The sequence below is a fragment of the Arthrobacter sp. 2RAF22 genome (assembly GCF_052115325.1).
Taxonomy (GTDB): domain Bacteria; phylum Actinomycetota; class Actinomycetes; order Actinomycetales; family Micrococcaceae; genus Arthrobacter.
The window spans coordinates 12820-29048 of the sequence record NZ_JBFRGL010000014.1; the positions used below are offsets into that span (position 1 = coordinate 12820).

16 protein-coding genes and 1 riboswitch are annotated in these 16229 nt (G+C 64.6%); of the genes, 6 read left to right on the forward strand and 10 right to left on the reverse strand.

Features of this window, described 5'->3' with window-relative positions:
* Positions 1–2: 2 nt before the first annotated feature.
* Entirely contained in the window at positions 3–1388 is a 1386-nt protein-coding gene (locus AB4068_RS11735; RefSeq protein ID WP_059387867.1) for a glycine--tRNA ligase, read from the reverse strand.
* Between the two features lie 87 nt (positions 1389–1475).
* On the reverse strand, positions 1476–2531 hold the full coding sequence (locus AB4068_RS11740) for a DMT family transporter (protein WP_441433473.1): 1056 nt from the start codon (positions 2529–2531) through the stop codon (positions 1476–1478).
* A 24-nt stretch (positions 2532–2555) separates the two neighbouring features.
* On the opposite strand from AB4068_RS11740, the gene AB4068_RS11745 reads away from it, so the two are divergent.
* Positions 2556–2786: an RNA-binding S4 domain-containing protein gene (locus AB4068_RS11745; RefSeq protein ID WP_059387868.1), complete on the forward strand. Its 231-nt coding sequence runs from the start codon at positions 2556–2558 to the stop codon at positions 2784–2786.
* Positions 2787–2851: 65 nt separating this feature from the next.
* Here the strand turns inward: AB4068_RS11745 and AB4068_RS11750 are convergent, their stop codons facing one another.
* On the reverse strand, positions 2852–3499 hold the full coding sequence (locus tag AB4068_RS11750) for an alpha/beta hydrolase (RefSeq protein ID WP_441433474.1): 648 nt from the start codon (positions 3497–3499) through the stop codon (positions 2852–2854).
* 69 nt (positions 3500–3568) lie between these two features.
* Here AB4068_RS11750 and AB4068_RS11755 point away from each other — a divergent pair, with 69 nt between their 5' ends.
* Together AB4068_RS11755 and AB4068_RS11760 are read left to right on the forward strand one after the other, a co-directional pair.
* Positions 3569–4411 carry an SGNH/GDSL hydrolase family protein gene (locus AB4068_RS11755; protein WP_441433475.1) on the forward strand — a complete coding sequence of 281 codons (843 nt, stop codon included), beginning with the start codon at positions 3569–3571 and terminating at the stop codon, positions 4409–4411.
* 65 nt (positions 4412–4476) lie between these two features.
* Positions 4477–4896 (forward strand): hypothetical protein, encoded by a 420-nt coding sequence (locus AB4068_RS11760; protein WP_441433476.1) that lies wholly within the window; start codon positions 4477–4479, stop codon positions 4894–4896.
* Position 4897: 1 nt separating this feature from the next.
* Here AB4068_RS11760 and metX read toward each other — a convergent pair whose 3' ends face one another.
* Positions 4898–6019 (reverse strand): homoserine O-acetyltransferase MetX, encoded by a 1122-nt coding sequence (metX, locus tag AB4068_RS11765; RefSeq protein ID WP_306961357.1) that lies wholly within the window; start codon positions 6017–6019, stop codon positions 4898–4900.
* Positions 6020–6032: 13 nt separating this feature from the next.
* Positions 6033–6148: riboswitch (SAM riboswitch) on the reverse strand.
* Between the two features lie 215 nt (positions 6149–6363).
* Here metX and AB4068_RS11770 point away from each other — a divergent pair.
* Entirely contained in the window at positions 6364–8730 is a 2367-nt protein-coding gene (locus AB4068_RS11770) for a S8 family peptidase (RefSeq protein ID WP_306961355.1), read from the forward strand.
* Between the two features lie 60 nt (positions 8731–8790).
* On the opposite strand, the gene AB4068_RS11775 is transcribed toward AB4068_RS11770, so the two are convergent.
* Positions 8791–10107 (reverse strand): bifunctional o-acetylhomoserine/o-acetylserine sulfhydrylase, encoded by a 1317-nt coding sequence (locus AB4068_RS11775; protein WP_306961353.1) that lies wholly within the window; start codon positions 10105–10107, stop codon positions 8791–8793.
* Positions 10108–10353: 246 nt separating this feature from the next.
* Between AB4068_RS11775 and AB4068_RS11780 the strand changes: the two genes are divergently transcribed.
* A complete protein-coding gene (locus AB4068_RS11780; protein ID WP_028266517.1) occupies positions 10354–10992 on the forward strand; it encodes a VOC family protein in 639 nt (212 codons plus the stop codon).
* 100 nt (positions 10993–11092) lie between these two features.
* Here AB4068_RS11780 and AB4068_RS11785 read toward each other — a convergent pair whose 3' ends face one another.
* The gene (locus AB4068_RS11785; RefSeq protein ID WP_284989751.1) at positions 11093–11857 is read right to left on the reverse strand and encodes a CPBP family intramembrane glutamic endopeptidase; all 765 of its coding nucleotides are present in this window, start codon (positions 11855–11857) and stop codon (positions 11093–11095) included.
* A gap of 100 nt (positions 11858–11957) precedes the next feature.
* Here AB4068_RS11785 and AB4068_RS11790 point away from each other — a divergent pair, with 100 nt between their 5' ends.
* The gene (locus AB4068_RS11790) at positions 11958–12638 is read left to right on the forward strand and encodes a histidine phosphatase family protein (protein ID WP_059387874.1); all 681 of its coding nucleotides are present in this window, start codon (positions 11958–11960) and stop codon (positions 12636–12638) included.
* A gap of 16 nt (positions 12639–12654) precedes the next feature.
* Here AB4068_RS11790 and AB4068_RS11795 read toward each other — a convergent pair whose 3' ends face one another.
* From AB4068_RS11795 to AB4068_RS11810, 4 genes are read right to left on the reverse strand one after another with little or no spacing between them, the layout of a single operon-like run.
* Positions 12655–13446, reverse strand: coding sequence for a DeoR/GlpR family DNA-binding transcription regulator (locus tag AB4068_RS11795; protein ID WP_059387875.1), 792 nt, complete (start codon positions 13444–13446; stop codon positions 12655–12657).
* 23 nt (positions 13447–13469) lie between these two features.
* Positions 13470–14309: a class II fructose-bisphosphate aldolase gene (locus tag AB4068_RS11800; RefSeq protein WP_441433477.1), complete on the reverse strand. Its 840-nt coding sequence runs from the start codon at positions 14307–14309 to the stop codon at positions 13470–13472.
* The gene (locus AB4068_RS11805; protein WP_441433478.1) at positions 14306–15274 is read right to left on the reverse strand and encodes a 1-phosphofructokinase family hexose kinase; all 969 of its coding nucleotides are present in this window, start codon (positions 15272–15274) and stop codon (positions 14306–14308) included. The genes AB4068_RS11800 and AB4068_RS11805 overlap by 4 nt, the downstream gene beginning before the upstream one ends.
* The gene (locus AB4068_RS11810) at positions 15271–16221 is read right to left on the reverse strand and encodes an ROK family protein (RefSeq protein ID WP_284989754.1); all 951 of its coding nucleotides are present in this window, start codon (positions 16219–16221) and stop codon (positions 15271–15273) included. Before AB4068_RS11810 ends, AB4068_RS11805 begins: the two co-directional genes overlap by 4 nt.
* Between the last annotated feature and the right edge of the window lie 8 nt (positions 16222–16229).

Consider the following 16229-nt stretch of genomic DNA (forward strand, 5'->3'; position numbering starts at 1 on the left):
GCTTAGGCGCCGATCAGTCGTGCGGCCAGGTAGCCCTCCACCTTGTCCAGGGACACACGTTCCTGGCTCATGGTGTCGCGCTCACGAATGGTGACGGCCTGGTCATCGAGGGTGTCGAAGTCCACGGTGATGCAGAACGGGGTACCGATCTCGTCCTGGCGACGGTAGCGGCGGCCGATGGCGCCGGCGTCGTCGAAGTCGATGTTCCAGTTCTTGCGCAGCTGGGTGCCCAAGTCCTTGGCCTTCGGGGACAGGTCCTCGTTGCGGCTCAGGGGCAGCACGGCTGCCTTGACCGGCGCCAGGCGCGGGTCAAGCTTCAGGACAGTACGGACGTCGACGCCGCCCTTGGCGTTGGGTGCCTCGTCTTCCGTGTAGGCGTCCACAAGGAAGGCCATGAAGGAGCGCGTCAGGCCGGCGGCCGGTTCAATGACGTACGGCGTGTAGCGCTCGTTGGTGGCCTGGTTGAAGTAGCTGAGGTCCTGGCCCGAGGCCTTCGAGTGGGTGGAGAGGTCGAAGTCGGTGCGGTTGGCGATGCCCTCGAGCTCGCCCCACTCGGAGCCCTGGAAACCGAAGCGGTACTCGATGTCCGTGGTGCCCTTGGAGTAGTGGCTGAGCTTGTCCTGCGGGTGCTCGAAGAAACGCAGGTTCTCCGGCCGGATGCCCAGATCGGTGTACCAGGACATGCGTTCTTTCATCCAGTACTGGTGCCATTCCTCATCCGTGCCCGGCTCGACGAAGAATTCCATTTCCATCTGTTCGAACTCGCGGGTGCGGAAGATGAAGTTGCCCGGCGTGATCTCGTTGCGGAAGGACTTGCCGATCTGGCCGATGCCGAACGGCGGCTTCTTGCGGGACGTGGTGAGCACGTTGCTGAAGTTGACGAAGATGCCTTGCGCGGTTTCCGGGCGCAGGTAGTGCAGGCCTTCTTCACTGGCCACTGGGCCCAGGAACGTCTTGAGCAGGCCGGAGAACTCCTGCGGTTCGGTCCACTGGCCGCGGGTGCCGCAGTTGGCGCAGGCGATGTCCTTGAGGCCGTTTTCGGCGGGACGGCCCTTCTTTTCCTCGTACTCTTCCTCGAGGTGGTCGGCGCGGTAGCGCTTGTGGCAGGAAAGGCACTCGACCAGGGGGTCGGAGAACACCTCGACGTGGCCGGAGGCTTCCCATACCTGGCGGGGCAGGATCACGGAGGAATCCAGGCCCACCACGTCTTCGCGGCCGCGGACAACGCTCTGCCACCACTGGCGCTTGATGTTTTCCTTGAGCTCGGCACCGAGGGGGCCGTAGTCCCACGCGGACCGGGAGCCACCATAGATTTCACCGGCCTGGAACACGAAGCCCCTCCGCTTGGAGAGGGAAATGACCTGGTCGAGGACGGATTTTGCTGCCATGGGTACTCCAATGTTCTACAGGGCCGCTGGGTGCGGTCCGTGGTTGTGCGCGAAGGTAATGCTGTGCAGGAAGCTGCGTGTCCTAGCCTACCGGCCTTTGACCGCTGTCCTGCCTCCGGGACTGGCCCGAATGGCGCTTGGCGGGACGGCGGGAGAGAGCGCGCCCTTCGGCCAAGGCAGCGTGGCGACGATGATGGCGAACAGGGTCAGCAAGGTGCCAAGGATCGTGGGGAAAGCCACCAAGGTTCCCGGAGCCGGCAGGATCAGGTCAAGCGCGAGGGATCCGAGCAGCTGCCCGGCGATCATCCCCAGCCCCGTGACCAAAACACCGAGGCTGCGGACCAACAAAGCAGCCAGGCCGATAAAGACGCACCCCATCGGGCCGCCCACGTAATACCACCACTCAGCAGGAAGGGCGTGGCCGGGACCAAGCAACGACACCTTGATGAGCCAGGCGATCCAGAGAATGACCGTTCCGGCCACGAAATTCACCAGCGTCGCGGCGATGGGGCTGCCGTAATGCATCGTGGCAGTCCCGTTCATGGCTTGTTGGAAACTCATGAGGCAACCCGCCACGACTGGCAACAGGATCGGGAACAGCAAGGACCCGACGTCGGCCGCAGCCCCGAGGCGCGGCGACACGGCCCAGGCGACGGCGGCGATCGTCAGGATGCTTCCCAAAATCCTGACCCCCGTGATCGAGCGTTTCCCGCCGGGACCGATGCCGAGCCGGTCCACGAACAGGCCGCTCACGGTCTGCCCTGTGATCACGGCTACCGTGAACAACGCGACTCCAAGAAGGCCAATGGTGAACGATTGGGCAATCACGTAGAGGGCGCCGATCCCGCCAGCCACCACATAGAACCGCGGAAAGCTGCGCTCCTTGACGGCAGGCACTATCCGGCGCAAACCAGCGCGGCCTTTCGGCAGCGCAAGGCCGATCACGGCGATCAGTACCAGCCCGGTAGTGAAGCTGACGACGGCGGCCGCCACGCCGTCGTCGAGCTTTGCCCCCAGCGCACTGTTGATCCGGCCTTGGACCGGAAGCAGGGTACCGTTGGCCACCGCGAGAAGCAGGCCGGTGAGCAACGGACGGGAGGTGCTTCGGATGGCGGGACGGGACGATTGCGGCACTTTCACCACCTCACTTCAGGCATCATTGCTTGTATGAGCAACCCGGAAATCGAAGAAATCCCCATCCGCGACGACATGATCCGACTCGGCCAGCTCCTGAAGCTCGCCAACCTGGTGGAGGACGGCGTGGAAGCCACGGAACTCATCAAGAACGGCCTGGTCAAAGTCAACGGCGAGATCGACGATCGGCGCGGCCGCCAACTCCATGTCGGCGATACGGTGACCGTCAACGGACAGACGGTGCGGATCGCGGCCGCTTCCTAGGGCAACGCGGGGTCACTTACGGCCCATAACGTACTTCGGGATGGGCCGTAAGTGACCCCGCGTTGCTACGAGAGGACCTTGTGCTCCAGGAATTCGCCAACGTGGCCGATTTCCTGCTGATTGATGCCGTGCCACATGCCTGTGTAGAGCACCTTGGTGAGGTCCGTGTGCTTTCGGACCCAGTCCATGGTGTATTCGATCTTGTCCGGGGTGATAACAGGATCCTGCTGGTCCCGTCCCCAGAAGAGCGGCACGGAACCGTCCAGTTCGGCGTCGCGGAATGCGGGGTCCGCATCGGCGTCGACGGCGAAGCCTGAAAGCCCGACGACGGCGGCAAAGTCCGCCGGGCGCTGCCGCAACAGCGAGGTGGCCATGGCCATGCCCATGGAAAAGCCGAGAAGCGTCACCGAGCTGTGGTTGGACTTGAAGGAGTCCAACCAGGAAAACACGTACTCCGCGGCGTCCTTGACGGCATCGATGGAATAGTCGATGGACGCCGTGAGCGGGAACCACGTGAAGCCCGGGCCCGTCGCGATCGGCGCACGGAGCGAAGCGACGACGAAGTCCTGGGGCAACAAGCCTGCAAGGCTGAAGAGGTCCTGCTCGTTGGACCCGTAACCGTGCAACAGGACCAGCAATGGCTTGCCAGCCCGCTCCTCCTCTTCGTGGGACCACAAAACGACCGGGGCAGGAAAGGCGGAAGCTTGACTCATGGGACTATTCTTGCAGTTACCCATGAGTAACAAGCTACGGGCGCGTGGCGTTGCAGCAAGAGGCAGGATATGGACGTGAGTGACATTGATCCCACGGTGGGACCAAAGCCGGACGAACGGATTCATCCGTGGACCCGCTACGTGGCATTGGGTGATTCCTTTACCGAAGGGATCGGCGACCCCGAGCCCAACAACCCCGGGGGACATCGTGGCTGGGCCGACCGCGTAGCCGAGGAACTGAGCCGGGGACACCGGGATTTCGCCTACGCCAACCTGGCCATCCGCGGGCGGTTGCTTCAGCAGATCCTCGACGAACAACTTGGCCCGTGCAGGGACCTCAAGCCGGACCTCGTGAGCATCTCCGCAGGCGGCAACGACCTCATCCGTCCCGGCGGCGATCCCGACGCCTTGGCCGAGAAACTCGATGCCGCAGTGCAGACCCTGAGTTCCGACGGCGCCACCGTGGTTCTCTTCAACGGTCCGGACACCGCGTCATCGGTCCTCGGCCGGATCCGCGGCAAAGTGGCCATCTACAACGAAAACCTCCGCACGGTGGCCGCCCGCCACGATGCCGTGATCGCCGATATGTGGTCCCTGCGGCAACTCTCCAACTCCCAGATGTGGGACGAAGACCGCCTGCACTTCTCGCCGCTCGGCCATCACACCATCGCGGCGATGGTCCTCGATTCACTCAATGTGCCCCACAACCTCGAGCCGCTGTTCCCCAAGCCGCTCCCCCAGCGCAGCTGGCGCGAGGCCCGCTCGGGCGACCTCGTATGGGCCCGGGAGTATTTTGTCCCGTGGGTCATCCGCCGGATCCGGCACCGCTCCTCCGGCGACGGCATCCTGCCGAAACGCCCGACGCCGGGACCCGTCTTCGGTCCTGCCGACACCATCCTGCCCCGGAGCTGAACGGGAGCCGTGTGGGTCACAGGGAGCGGGGCTAAGCTGGTGAAAGACTAGGGAGGCCCTCCACCGTGAACAATGTGATCTTCTGGATCATCGTCTGCTCTTGGCTGATTCCCATGGGGATCCGCATGTACAACCGATCGCGCCAGCGCAGGCTACGGGACTTCCCTCCGCAGGATTACCCCGGGCAGCCCTATCCTCCGCAGGATTACCCCGGGCAGCCCTATCCTCCACAGCACTACCCCGTCGGATACCCGGAGCAACCCCCGGTCATCTTCCCGGCTGAGCCGCAACCCCCGGTGGGAATGCCCGGACCTCAGGCCGCTCCGCCGTCGTCTACTCCGCAAGCGAACAGCGCGCCCCAGCCGGACAGCGCGCCGCAAGGCTACCGGGCACGGAAACTGGCCGAACTCGACCAGGAGTACAGCGACGGGAAAATTGCCATGGAGGACTACATGAAGCTCCGCCAGGAGATCATGAACGGCTGATTCAGCCGAAGAACGCCTCCCGCAGCTGGGGGCCGAGCTGGCCGATCTCGGTGAGGAAACCGTCGTGCCCGATGGGCGCCTCGATCACATGAACGGGGACTTCTCCGGGCAAGGCCTTGGCCAGCTCGTGCGATTGTTCCGGGAAATAGAGCCGGTCCGAGTCCACCGAGGCAACGAAGAACTTCGCCGTGGCCACGGACAGCGCGTCCTCCAATGAGCCCCGGCCGCGAGTGATGTCGTGGCTCATGAGCGCCTCAGTGATGGCGATGTAGCTGTTGGCGTCGAAGCGCTGGACCAGCTTTCGTCCCTGGTGGTCGAGGTAGCTCTCCACCTGGTAGCGGCCCCGGTCCCCTAAGGCCGCAGCCTGCAGGGGCGCCTCGCCGCCTTGGGCGTTCCTGCCGAAGCGGAAGTCCAGTTCATCCGCCGAACGGTAGGTGATGTGGGCGATCCGCCGGGCAAGGGCCAGCCCCGCCTCGGGCGCTGCCTGGCCGTAGTAGTCGCCGCCCTTGAAGTCGGCGTCCTGCCGGATGGCGAGAGTCTGGGCCTGCGCGAACGCAATCTGTTCGGCAGTGCTGTACGCCCCGATCGAAATCACGGCACATCGCTTGACGCGGTCCGGATAGCTGACGGCCCATTCCAGTGCGCGGGCACCGCCCATGGACCCTCCCACCACGGTATGCCAGCTGTGGATCCCCAAGGCGTCGGCCAGCCGGGCTTCGGCTATGGTGCTGTCCCGCAGGGTGACGAGCGGGAAGCGGGAGCCCCACGGCTTGCCGTCAGGAGCGCTCGACGACGGCCCGGTGCTGCCGTAGCAGCCTCCCACGATGTTGACGGAGACCACGAAGTAGCGGTCCGTGTCGATGGTGGCGCCGGGACCAACGAGTTGCTCCCACCAGCCTTCTTCATCGCTCTCGCCACGGGCCACATGGGTGCTGCCGGTCAGTGCATGCTCCACGAGGACGGCGTTGGAAGCGTCGGCGTTGAGCCGGCCCCATGTCTCGTACGCAAGGACGACCTCAGGGAGGAAACCCCCGGCCTCCAGTTCGAGCCCTCCTACGGAAACATACTTGAGGGTTCCGTCCTGGGTACCGGAAAGGGGTATGGCTGTTGCAGCAATTGTCATTCGTCGACACCTCACATCGCGCTTGCCCGCCGCCAACACAGCGAAGGGCCAGGTCTTCACCCGGGGCACCCCGCCGCGAAAGGAGGGTTGCCGGCCAGCAAGCCGGGGCTGTCGCTGGCACTCATGACCTATGGGAAGAGTCTAGGAAAACCGGACCCCTTCTGACGAAGATTATGACAGCTTTGTGACACTTGGCCGCGTTTTGTTCACGAAGCCGGGGTTGTGGATGTCTGAAATTGAAGAGACGGGTGATGCCTGTGTGACTGGAGATAGAATTGGGCGCAGCAGTCTGCATCCTTCGGATGTCTCCGCCGCCACTGTGCGTCACAGGAAGATTGAAGCTCGTGAAAAAGCCATCCGGCGTCGTTCCAATAGCCCTGTTCTTGCTGGTATCAGGTTTCACCGTGGGAGTGCCGCTGCCGGCGCACGCCGACACGACTCCGGCAGCAGGCGAAGACAGATACGTGGTCCACTACGCCGAAGGCACCGACGTTGACGGGAAGACCGCGGAGCTGCGCTCGCAGGGAGTCTCGGTGGACAAGACGTTCACGCATGCCGTGAAGGCCGCGGTCGTCACGGCGACGCCAGCGAAGGCCGCTGCGTTGGCGAAGTCGAGCCGGGTTGTGTCCGTGGACCGGGATATGCCGGTGCGGATTTCAGACACTCAAGCACCGGCACCCTGGAACCTTGACCGGACCGACCAGAGATCCCTGCCCTTGTCTGGGAGCTACACGCCGCCTTCGAGCGGCGCCGGGGTACCGATCTACGTGGTGGACACCGGCGTGTTGGCCACCCACCAAGACTTCGGCGGACGCGTGACGGTCGGATATAACGCCGTCGGCATTGGAAGCAACAACGGCGTGGACGACGGCAAGGGAACCACAGACTGCAACGGCCACGGCACGCACGTCTCGGGAATCGCAGCAGGAGCCACCTTTGGGATGGCCAAAGCGGCAACGATCGTGCCCGTACGAGCGCTCAACTGCGCCGGGGGCGGATCGTCACTCGATGTCATTGCCGCTCTCGACTGGATCGTTCAGCATCACCAAGCCGGTCAACCCGCTGTCGCCAACCTTAGCCTTAGCCTCCTGACCGGTACGGACCAGAGCCTGGACGCCGCCGTCCAAGGCGCGATTGACAGCGGGATCACGGTAACCTTGGCTGCAGGAAATAGCAGCGTCGACGCGTGCACACGCTCCCCTGGCCGAGTGCCCGCAGCCCTCACCGTGGCTGCTAGCGACCCGAACGACAGCCAAGCAGGGTTCTCCAACTACGGTCCCTGCGTCGACCTGTACGCACCAGGGGTCCAGATCACCTCCGACTGGGCGACCTCGAATACTGCGACCAATGTCCTCAGCGGAACTTCAATGGCCTCGCCCCACGTCGCAGGAGCGGCCGCGATGCTCCTCGCCATGCATCCCTCGTGGAGCCCCGCGCAGGTCTCGGCAACGTTGACCGTCGGCGCAACAGCCGGAATAGTCCAGTCAACCGGAAACTGCATGCCTAACCGGCTGCTGTACGTCAGCCCGTCGCTCTTTTCGCCGTCGCAAGACCCGTTGGGCGGATTTGCGGCCACGACCCCCTGCCGGCAGCTTGACACGCGGGACGGGACCGGTGGCGTCAACGGGCCGGTCGCCCCCGGCCAGACGATCAGCGTCAAGGTTGCTGGACGCGGCGGCCTCCCGGCGACCGGAGTTTCCGCTGTCGCAATGAACATCACGGTGGCCAACCCGACGTCGAACGGCTTCATCACCGCGTACGCCGGCGGAACAAATCGTCCGGCGACCTCGAACCTGAATTTTGCCCCAGGGCAGATCGTCCCGAATTTCGCGATCACGCCGGTGGGGTCGGATGGCACGATTTCCTTCACGAACAGCTCCAACGGCACGGTCCAGCTCATCGCCGACATCACCGGTTACTCCCTCACGCCTGGCGCGTCGCCCGCTCCCGGGACGTTCTCCGCCCAGGCCCCGTTCCGGCAGTTGGATACCCGTGACGGCACCGGTGGCGTCGGCGGACCCGTTGCCCCCGGACAGACCATCAACGTCAAAGTCACAGGCCGCGGCGGTATTCCCTCTTCCGGTGTTTCCGCCGTCGCGATGAACATCACGGTGGCCAATCCCTCGTCGTTCGGCTTCATCACCGCCTACGCTGGAGGGACTCCGCGACCGAACGCCTCGAACGTGAACTACGCCGCGGGACAGATCGTTCCGAATTTCGCCATTACGCCGGTCGCTCCCGACGGGACGATTTCATTCACGAACACCTCCGGCGGAACCGTCCAGATCATCGCCGATACCTCGGGCTATTACCTTGCGGGCACACCGTCAACCGCCGGGGCGTTTTCCGCGCAGGCCCCGTTCCGCCAATTGGATACCCGTAACGGCACCGGCGGGATCAACGGACCTGTTGCCCCCGGACAGACCATCAACGTCAAGGTCGCGGGACAGGGTGGCATTCCAGCGTCCGGTGTTTCCGCTGTCGCGATGAACATCACCGTGGCCAACCCGACGTCGTTCGGGTTCATCACCGCCTACGCCGGAGGAAGCCCGCAGCCGAGCACCTCGAACGTGAACTACGCGACGGGACAGATCATCCCGAACTTCGCCATTACGCCCGTCGCTCCGGATGGCACGATCTCCTTCACCAACAACTCCAACGGCACAGTGCAGCTCATAGCCGACACTTCCGGGTACTACATCGCGGGCTAACCGCGAGATGGGGCGCCCATCGGAGTGGGCGACCCATCACGGAACGAACCGGCGACTGGCCTAGCTGCCCTTGGCCGCCCGGAATCCTGACTCGAGGTCCGCGAGGATGTCGTCGATGTGCTCGATCCCGACGGACAGCCGCACCAGTCCCGGGCTCACGCCGGCCACGGCCTGCTGTTCTGGGGTCAGCTGGCTGTGCGTCGTGGACGCGGGGTGGATGACCAGGGAACGGACATCGCCGATGTTTGCCACATGGGAATGCAGCTCCAAGGCGTCCACGAAGCGCTTGCCGGCGTCGATCCCGCCCCGGATGGTGAAGGACACCACGGCGCCGGTTCCCCGGGGCCCGTACTTCCGTCCTCGTTCGAACCACGGGCTGGAAGGCAGCCCCGCATACGCGACCGATTCGACGTCGTCGCGCCCTTCCAGCCATTGCGCCACTTTGGTGGCGTTGTCCACGTGGCGTTCCACCCGCAGGCTGAGGGTTTCGATTCCTTGGGAGATCAGGAAAGCGTTGAACGGTGAAACTGCCGAGCCGAGGTCGCGCAAAAGCTGGACCCGGGCCTTGAGGATGTAGGAGAGGTTCGCGCCGAGGGCACCGTCCTTGCCGAGGTCGCGGGCATAGACCAGGCCGTTGTAGCTCGGGTCCGGGGTGTTGAAGTTGGGGAACCGCTCAGGGTCCTTGCCGAAATCGAAGTTGCCGGAGTCCACGATGACACCGGCAATGGCGGATCCGTGCCCGCCCAGGTATTTGGTGGCCGAATGCACCACGATGTCAGCGCCCCACTCGATGGGCCGGATCAGGTAGGGCGTGGCGAGGGTGTTGTCCACGACGAGCGGGACTCCAGCCTCGTGCGCGGCGCGGGAGACGCCTTCGATGTCCAAAACGTCCTGGCGGGGGTTGGAGACAACTTCCGCGAAGAACAGCTTGGTGTTTGGCTGCACGGCCTCGCGCCAGTGGTCGAGGTTGTCCGGGTCCTCGACGAAGGTCACCGAGATTCCGAATTTCTTCAGCGTATGCGCCAGCAGGTTGTAGGTGCCGCCGTAGAGGCTCGGGCTGGCCACCACGTGGTCACCGGCCTCGGCGACGTTGAGGATGGCGAACGTTTCCGCGGCCTGGCCGGAGCTCAGCAGGAGCGCGGCCAAGCCGCCTTCCAGGCTCGCTATGCGCTGTTCCACCGCATCCTGCGTGGGATTGCCGATCCGGGTGTAGATGGGCGCCAGCTCGGCGAGCGCAAAGCGGTTGGCAGCGCTTTCCGCGCTGGGAAACACGAACGAGGTGGTCTGGTAGATGGGGAGTGCCCGGGCTCCGGTGGCGGAGTCCGGCTCCTGACCGGCGTGGATCTGGCGCGTTTCGAATGACCATCCTTGGGACATGCGGACTCCTGGTTGTCTGGGCTCTTGCCGTGCTTCAGCTTGCCGGGCCGAAGTATTCAGCCTGCCGGTGTTCGGTTGCCGCCAGTCTAGGGATGGTGTTGCGGGCTCCGGAAGCTTTGTGACGAACACAGTAGTTTTCGGTCCCGGCACGTCCTGAAGTGACTCTGAGCTGCCTTTTCGATACATCCCACCTTGGTTAGGCTTGACTTAGCTGAGAGCTCCATCACAAAGTGCCAAGATGAAGCCATGCGCATGGATCACGTCTCTTACGCTTGTGAACGAGATGGCCTTTTGGCCACCACCGAGCGGATTTCCGCAGCATTGGGAGTGGACGCAGTCCGGGGCGGAGTGCACCCGCGCTTCGGTACCCGGAACATGATCATTCCCCTTGCTGACCACAAATACCTGGAAGTTGTCGAGGTCCTTGACCACCCGGCATCCGACAAGGCACCTTTTGGACAAGCCGTCCGTGCACGCTCCGCCGCGGGAGGTGGTTGGATGGGCTGGTGCGTCGCTGTGGACGACCTGAGCCCGTTCGAACAGCGGCTTGGACGCGCCGCCGTTCCTGGCAACCGCAAGTTCCCGGACGGCCGCGAACTCGTCTGGTCGCAAATCGGCATCCTGGGGCTCATCGCCGATCCCCAGGTTCCCTACTTGCTGCGGTGGGAGGGCGACCCTGCACTTCACCCGTCCCTCGTCTACCCAAGCGACGTCAAGATGTCCAGCCTCACCATCGCCGGCTCCGCGGAGCGTGTCACCGAGTGGCTAGGGGAACCCGTGGAGAAGCCTCTCGAGGACGTTGCAGTCCAATGGATGGCTCCGCACGGAACGCCGGGAATCATGTCGGTAACGTTCGAAACCGCCAACGGAGCCGTCACTATCTGACGGACCATCGGGCCAGGAGTGCCCGGGAAGAACTTCGGCCGCCATATGCGGGTGCCAATGACGTCACCCCGCAGTGGCGGCCGAAACCTTTTAACGCGCTTCAGCCCAGCCCGATTGCCTTGCCGAAGACGCTGAAGCCGACGAACGCCACGATGTCCAGGAGAGCATGGGCCACCACCAGCGGCATGACCCTTTTGGTCTTGGTGTAGATCCAGCCGAACACGAGGCCCATGACGGCATTGCCGATGAAGGGCCCGAAGCCTTGGTACAGGTGGTAGCTGCCGCGAAGGAGCGCGCTGAGCACAATCGCCAGCGTGGTGCTCCACCCGAACTTCCCGAACCGGTCCAGGAGGTAGCCCACGACGATGACTTCTTCGACGACGGCGTGCCGCACCGCGGAGAGGACCAGGACGGGCACTGTCCACCAGTAGGAGTCCAGGCCGCTGGGGATGATCGCCGTCGTAATCCCGAGGGCGCGGCCGGCCGCGTAGAGGCCCAGCGACGGGATCCCGATCAGCGCGGCGAGGCCCAGTCCTTGCAACGCGTCACGGCCCGGGCGGGCGAAGTTGAAGCCCAGCCGGGTGAAGCCCGAGGGACTCTCCGCGGTTTGGCGGTGCAAAGACAGGAAGTAGAACACCAACACCACCGGGACCAGGGCAAACGCGATGTCCAGCAGCTGGTAGGTGAGATCGAAGTACTCGCGCGTGCTCTGCGAGCGGTTGAGCGTGGACGTCGCATGGGCCAAAGGCCCTTGGGTCATCTTGTCCAACAACTGCACCACGGAGTACACGGCCGATTGGCCCAGGGACAGGCCAAGGACGATCAGTACTTCGGCGCGCAACCGGCGCGTTGAGGCTAGGAGCATGCTCCTATCTTGCCTTCATTTGCCTGAGGTTTCCCCTGAGGCGGGTCCACCAGTGTCCGCCTGCGCGGGCCGGGCCACTCGTGAGCCTATGCTTGGTGGGATGAGCGCGCCAGCACGAATCTTCATGATCCGGCACGGCCAGTCCGCCGCCAACGCCGACACTTCCATCTACAACCGTGTGCCCGATTACCGCATCCCGTTGACGGAGCTTGGCGTAGAGCAGGCACGGGCTGCGGGTGAGGCGCTGCGCAGGAAGCTCGACGGCGAACCCGTATGCGTTTACGTCTCTCCGTACCTTCGGGCCTACCAGACCCTTGAGGCACTGAATCTGGGCAGCCTCACGGAAAGAGTCATCGAGGAGCCCCGGCTGCGTGAACAGGACTGGGCCAACTTCCAGATCGCCGGAGACATCGGGGACCAGAAGGAGCTCCGCAACCTCTACGGGCATTTCTTCTACCGGTTCCGCGAGGGCGAATCAGGCTCCGATGTGTATGACCGGATTTCGTCCTTCATGGAAACCCTGTACCGGCATTGGGAGAAACCCGACTACGCGCCCAACACCCTGCTGGTGACCCATGGCCTCACCATGCGGCTCTTCTGCATGCGGTGGTTCCACTGGTCTGTGGAGTACTTCGAATCTCTCAACAACCCGGGCAACGCGGAGCTACGGACACTGATCCGCAACGACCAGGACAAGTACGATCTGGACACGCCGTTCAGCCAGTGGGTGCAGCGCAGCACCGATGAAACCGTGCTGAATGCTCCCCCGATGGTCTTCTGACGGTCACTTATCGAAGCTAGTCGTCCTTGGCCACGATCACTTCGGTGCCGCTTGCTTCAAACGCAGCCTTGTCTTCTGCCGTGATGCCCGAATCGGTGATGAGCCGCCGGAAGTCGTACCCGGCCATTGCCGCGAAGGCACGCTTGCCGATCTTCGTGGAGTCGGCCAGGACATAGGAGTCGGTGGCACGCCGGGCCATGACGGTATTCACCATGGCTTCTCCCTCGTCGGTGATGGTGGGCCCGATCTTGGGATCGACGCCGTTGACCCCGATGAAGGCGATGTCCAAGGCAACCTTCTGCATGATGACATCGGTGTAGGGCCCCACAAGTTCGTAGGAACGCGGGTTCAGGATGCCGCCGGTGACCATGATCTTGATGTTGGGGCGCACGGCAAGCTGGGCTGCGATGTTGATGGCGTTGGTGACCACCGTCAGCATGGGCCGGTTGGAGGGCGCGTTCAGGTCTTCGCGGGTAGAAAGCACCTGGGCCAAAGCCGTGTTGGTGGTGCCTCCGCTGAGTCCGATCACGGCCCCGGGCATGATGAGCTCCGAAGCGGCCAAGGCAATCTGCTGCTTGGCCTCGGCGTGGTCATCCCTGTTGTAGCGCCCCGGAAGTTCGTACGCCACGGATCCCGTGGTCGCACCCCCGCGGGTTCGGCTCAGGAGCCGCTGCTTGGCGAGGCTGTCCAGGTCACGGCGGGCCGTCGCCGGCGAGACGGCCAAGCGGGTCACGATATCCTCGACCTCAACATGCCCTGACTCGGCGAGGAGATCAAGGATGGCTGTCAGTCGATCGTTGCGGGTCATCACGAACCTTCCGAAAATTGGGACTAGTTCACTTTCGCGAACAGCGTCAGCAGACGTGCGGTTTCCAACACCAAGGCGTCACGTCCGGCCTTGATGTACTTGCGGGAGTCCACCACGGAAGGGTTGGCATCCAGGTACTCACGGACGGCGCGGGTGAAGAACCCGTTCAAGTGTGTGGATACGTTGATCTTAGTCATACCGGCCCGGATTGCCGCCACCAGCGTTTCATCTGCTACGCCGGAGGACCCGTGCAGGACGAGCGGCAGCCGGACGGCTTCCTTGAGCCGGGTGATCAGGGCCAGGTCCAGGGCTGCGCTGCGTTCGGTCATGGCGTGCGAGGAACCAACGGCGACGGCGAGGGCGTCGACGCCGGTGGCTTCCACGAAGGAACGGGCTTCGGCCGGATCGGTGCGGACTCCCGGGGCATGGGCACCGTCCTTGCCTCCCACCTTCCCGAGCTCGGCCTCGACGTAGACCCCGTGGTCCTGGGCGTAGGTGGCGACCCGACGCGTGACTTCGACGTTCGCGCGATACGGCAAGTGCGCGCCGTCGTACATGACGGACCCGAAGCCGAGGTCGACAGCCTGCAGGGCAAGTTCTTCGGATTCGGCGTGGTCCAGGTGCAGGGCCACGGGCACCGAAGAGTCCCGGGCGATGGACATGGCACCCCGGGCGATCGGTACGAGTCCGCCGTGGAAACGGACACAGTTCTCCGAGATCTGCAGGATCAACGGAACACCAGCCGACTCCGCCCCGGCTACCAGGCCTTCCGCGGTTTCGAGGTGGATGACATTGAAGGCGCCCTGTCCGATTCGGTTGGCCGTGGCGGTGTCCATGAGTTCCCGTGTACTGACGAGCGTCACAGGGTCTCCTTCCAGCTGAGAATGAGTTGGTCTTCGAGGTCCGCGTAGAGCGGCGAGATCTCGCCGGCGGCGGGCATGAGCACCGCGGCGGCGGACCAGGCTGTAGCCCGGCGGAGGATCGTGGGGATGTCGGTGATGCCGTCGGCGAGCGCGACGGCGGCCGCCGCCACTCCGGCGTCGCCGGCTCCTGTGGGGTTGCCGCTGAGTGGTTCCGGGAGCCGGGCGGCCCAGTACCCTCCGGGGGCGGCATGGTGGAACGCGAGCATGCCGTCGGCGCCGGCACTGACCAGGACCGTCTTGGCCCCGAGCCCGATCAAACGCTCTGCTGCTACGTCCAGGCTGCTTTCCCCTGTTGCTTCGAGGAGCTCGTGGTTGTTGGGCTTGAGGAGGTCCGCCCCGGCGCGTGCGGCGGCGATGATCCCGGGACCGGAGGTATCGACGACGGCGGGAATCCCGGCGTCGTGCGCCAGGCGCACCAGCGCCGGGTAGAAGTCGGCCGGAGCGCCGGGCGGCAGGCTGCCGGAACCGACAAGCACTCCCGGGCTTTGACCGTCCAGGGCGTCGACGACGGCGGCGGCCAGCGCCTGCCATTCTGACGGTTGGAGGGGACTGCCCTCTTCATTGAAGATGGACGTTTCGCCGCCCACCGTATCGACGAGGGCGATGCTGCGCCGAGTGTCCGCGGCGACTGGAACCAGGCGATGCGGCACGCCGCTGCTGAGGAGTTCGGCAGCGAATTCGGCACCCGCCGTGCCGCCGCAGGGCGCGAGTGCCAGCACGGGATGGCCCAGCTGGTGCGCCACGCGCGCAACGTTGAGGCCTTTTCCGCCTGCGCGGCTGAGGGGCGCGGCAACACGATGGCTTGCTCCGGGGGTGATCCCGGCGACGTGGTAGCTCAGGTCGATGGCCGGATTGGGCGTGACGGTGATGACCCGTTTCATGGCCTGGTTCATCGGCTGGTTCATCGCCCCGTCCCCGTGCCGGAGGCGGCCTTCGCAGCCGGGAGCAGTGCCCGGGCCCTCATGGCGGCGCCAAGCAAACCCGCATCCTGGCCCAGTTGGGCGCGCATGATGATGGGCCGGCGTTGGAAATCGAGCAGTTCATCGAGGCGGGAACGCAGTGGCTGCAGAAGTCCTTCTCCGGCTTCGGCAAGCCCGCCACCCACTACCACTGCCTCGGTGCCGATGATGCTGACGCATTGGCTGAGGCTGAACGCGAGGGCGTCCACGGCGTCGGCCCAGATCCGGGCCGCAAGGGCATCGCCGGCTGTGGCCCGTTCGAGGACTTCACGGGCACCGGCGCGCGGAGTTCCGGCTTTGTCGCTGTAACGCCGGGCGATCGCTCCGGCGGAGCCGACGGCCTCGAGGATCGTGTGGCCCGGACCGTCGGGGTCCGGAACGAGGGCGTGCCCCAGTTCCCCGGCGAAGCCGCCTGCGCGTACCGGGTACCCGTCGGAGATGACAGCGGCGGCGATCCCGGTGCCGACCACCATCACCACGACGTTGCGAAAATCCCGGGCCGCTCCGAAACGGAATTCGGCTTCGGCGGCCGTGCTGACATCGTGCCCGAAGGAGACCGGCAGTCCGAGGCGTTGCGCGGCCTTTTCCCCAAAGGGAAAGTTCCGCCAGCCCAGGTTCGCCGAATAGATCCCCACTCCGGTGTCGGAGTCAACGATTCCCGGGACCACAATGCATGCTGCCTTCGCCGGGTGGGCGGGGAATTCAGCGGCAAATTCCGAGGCCAATGCCTCAACGGCGTCCAGGATCGCCTCGCCCGGCCGCAAAGGATCATGCGGCGTAGCCCTGCGGCGTAAACCCAGGACATTCCCGGCTGTGTCGACCAGGCCTGCCTTCAGATCGGTCCCTCCGACATCGAAGGCCAGGACTGCGGATTCAGCGGCTCCGAGAACCATGGGATTGC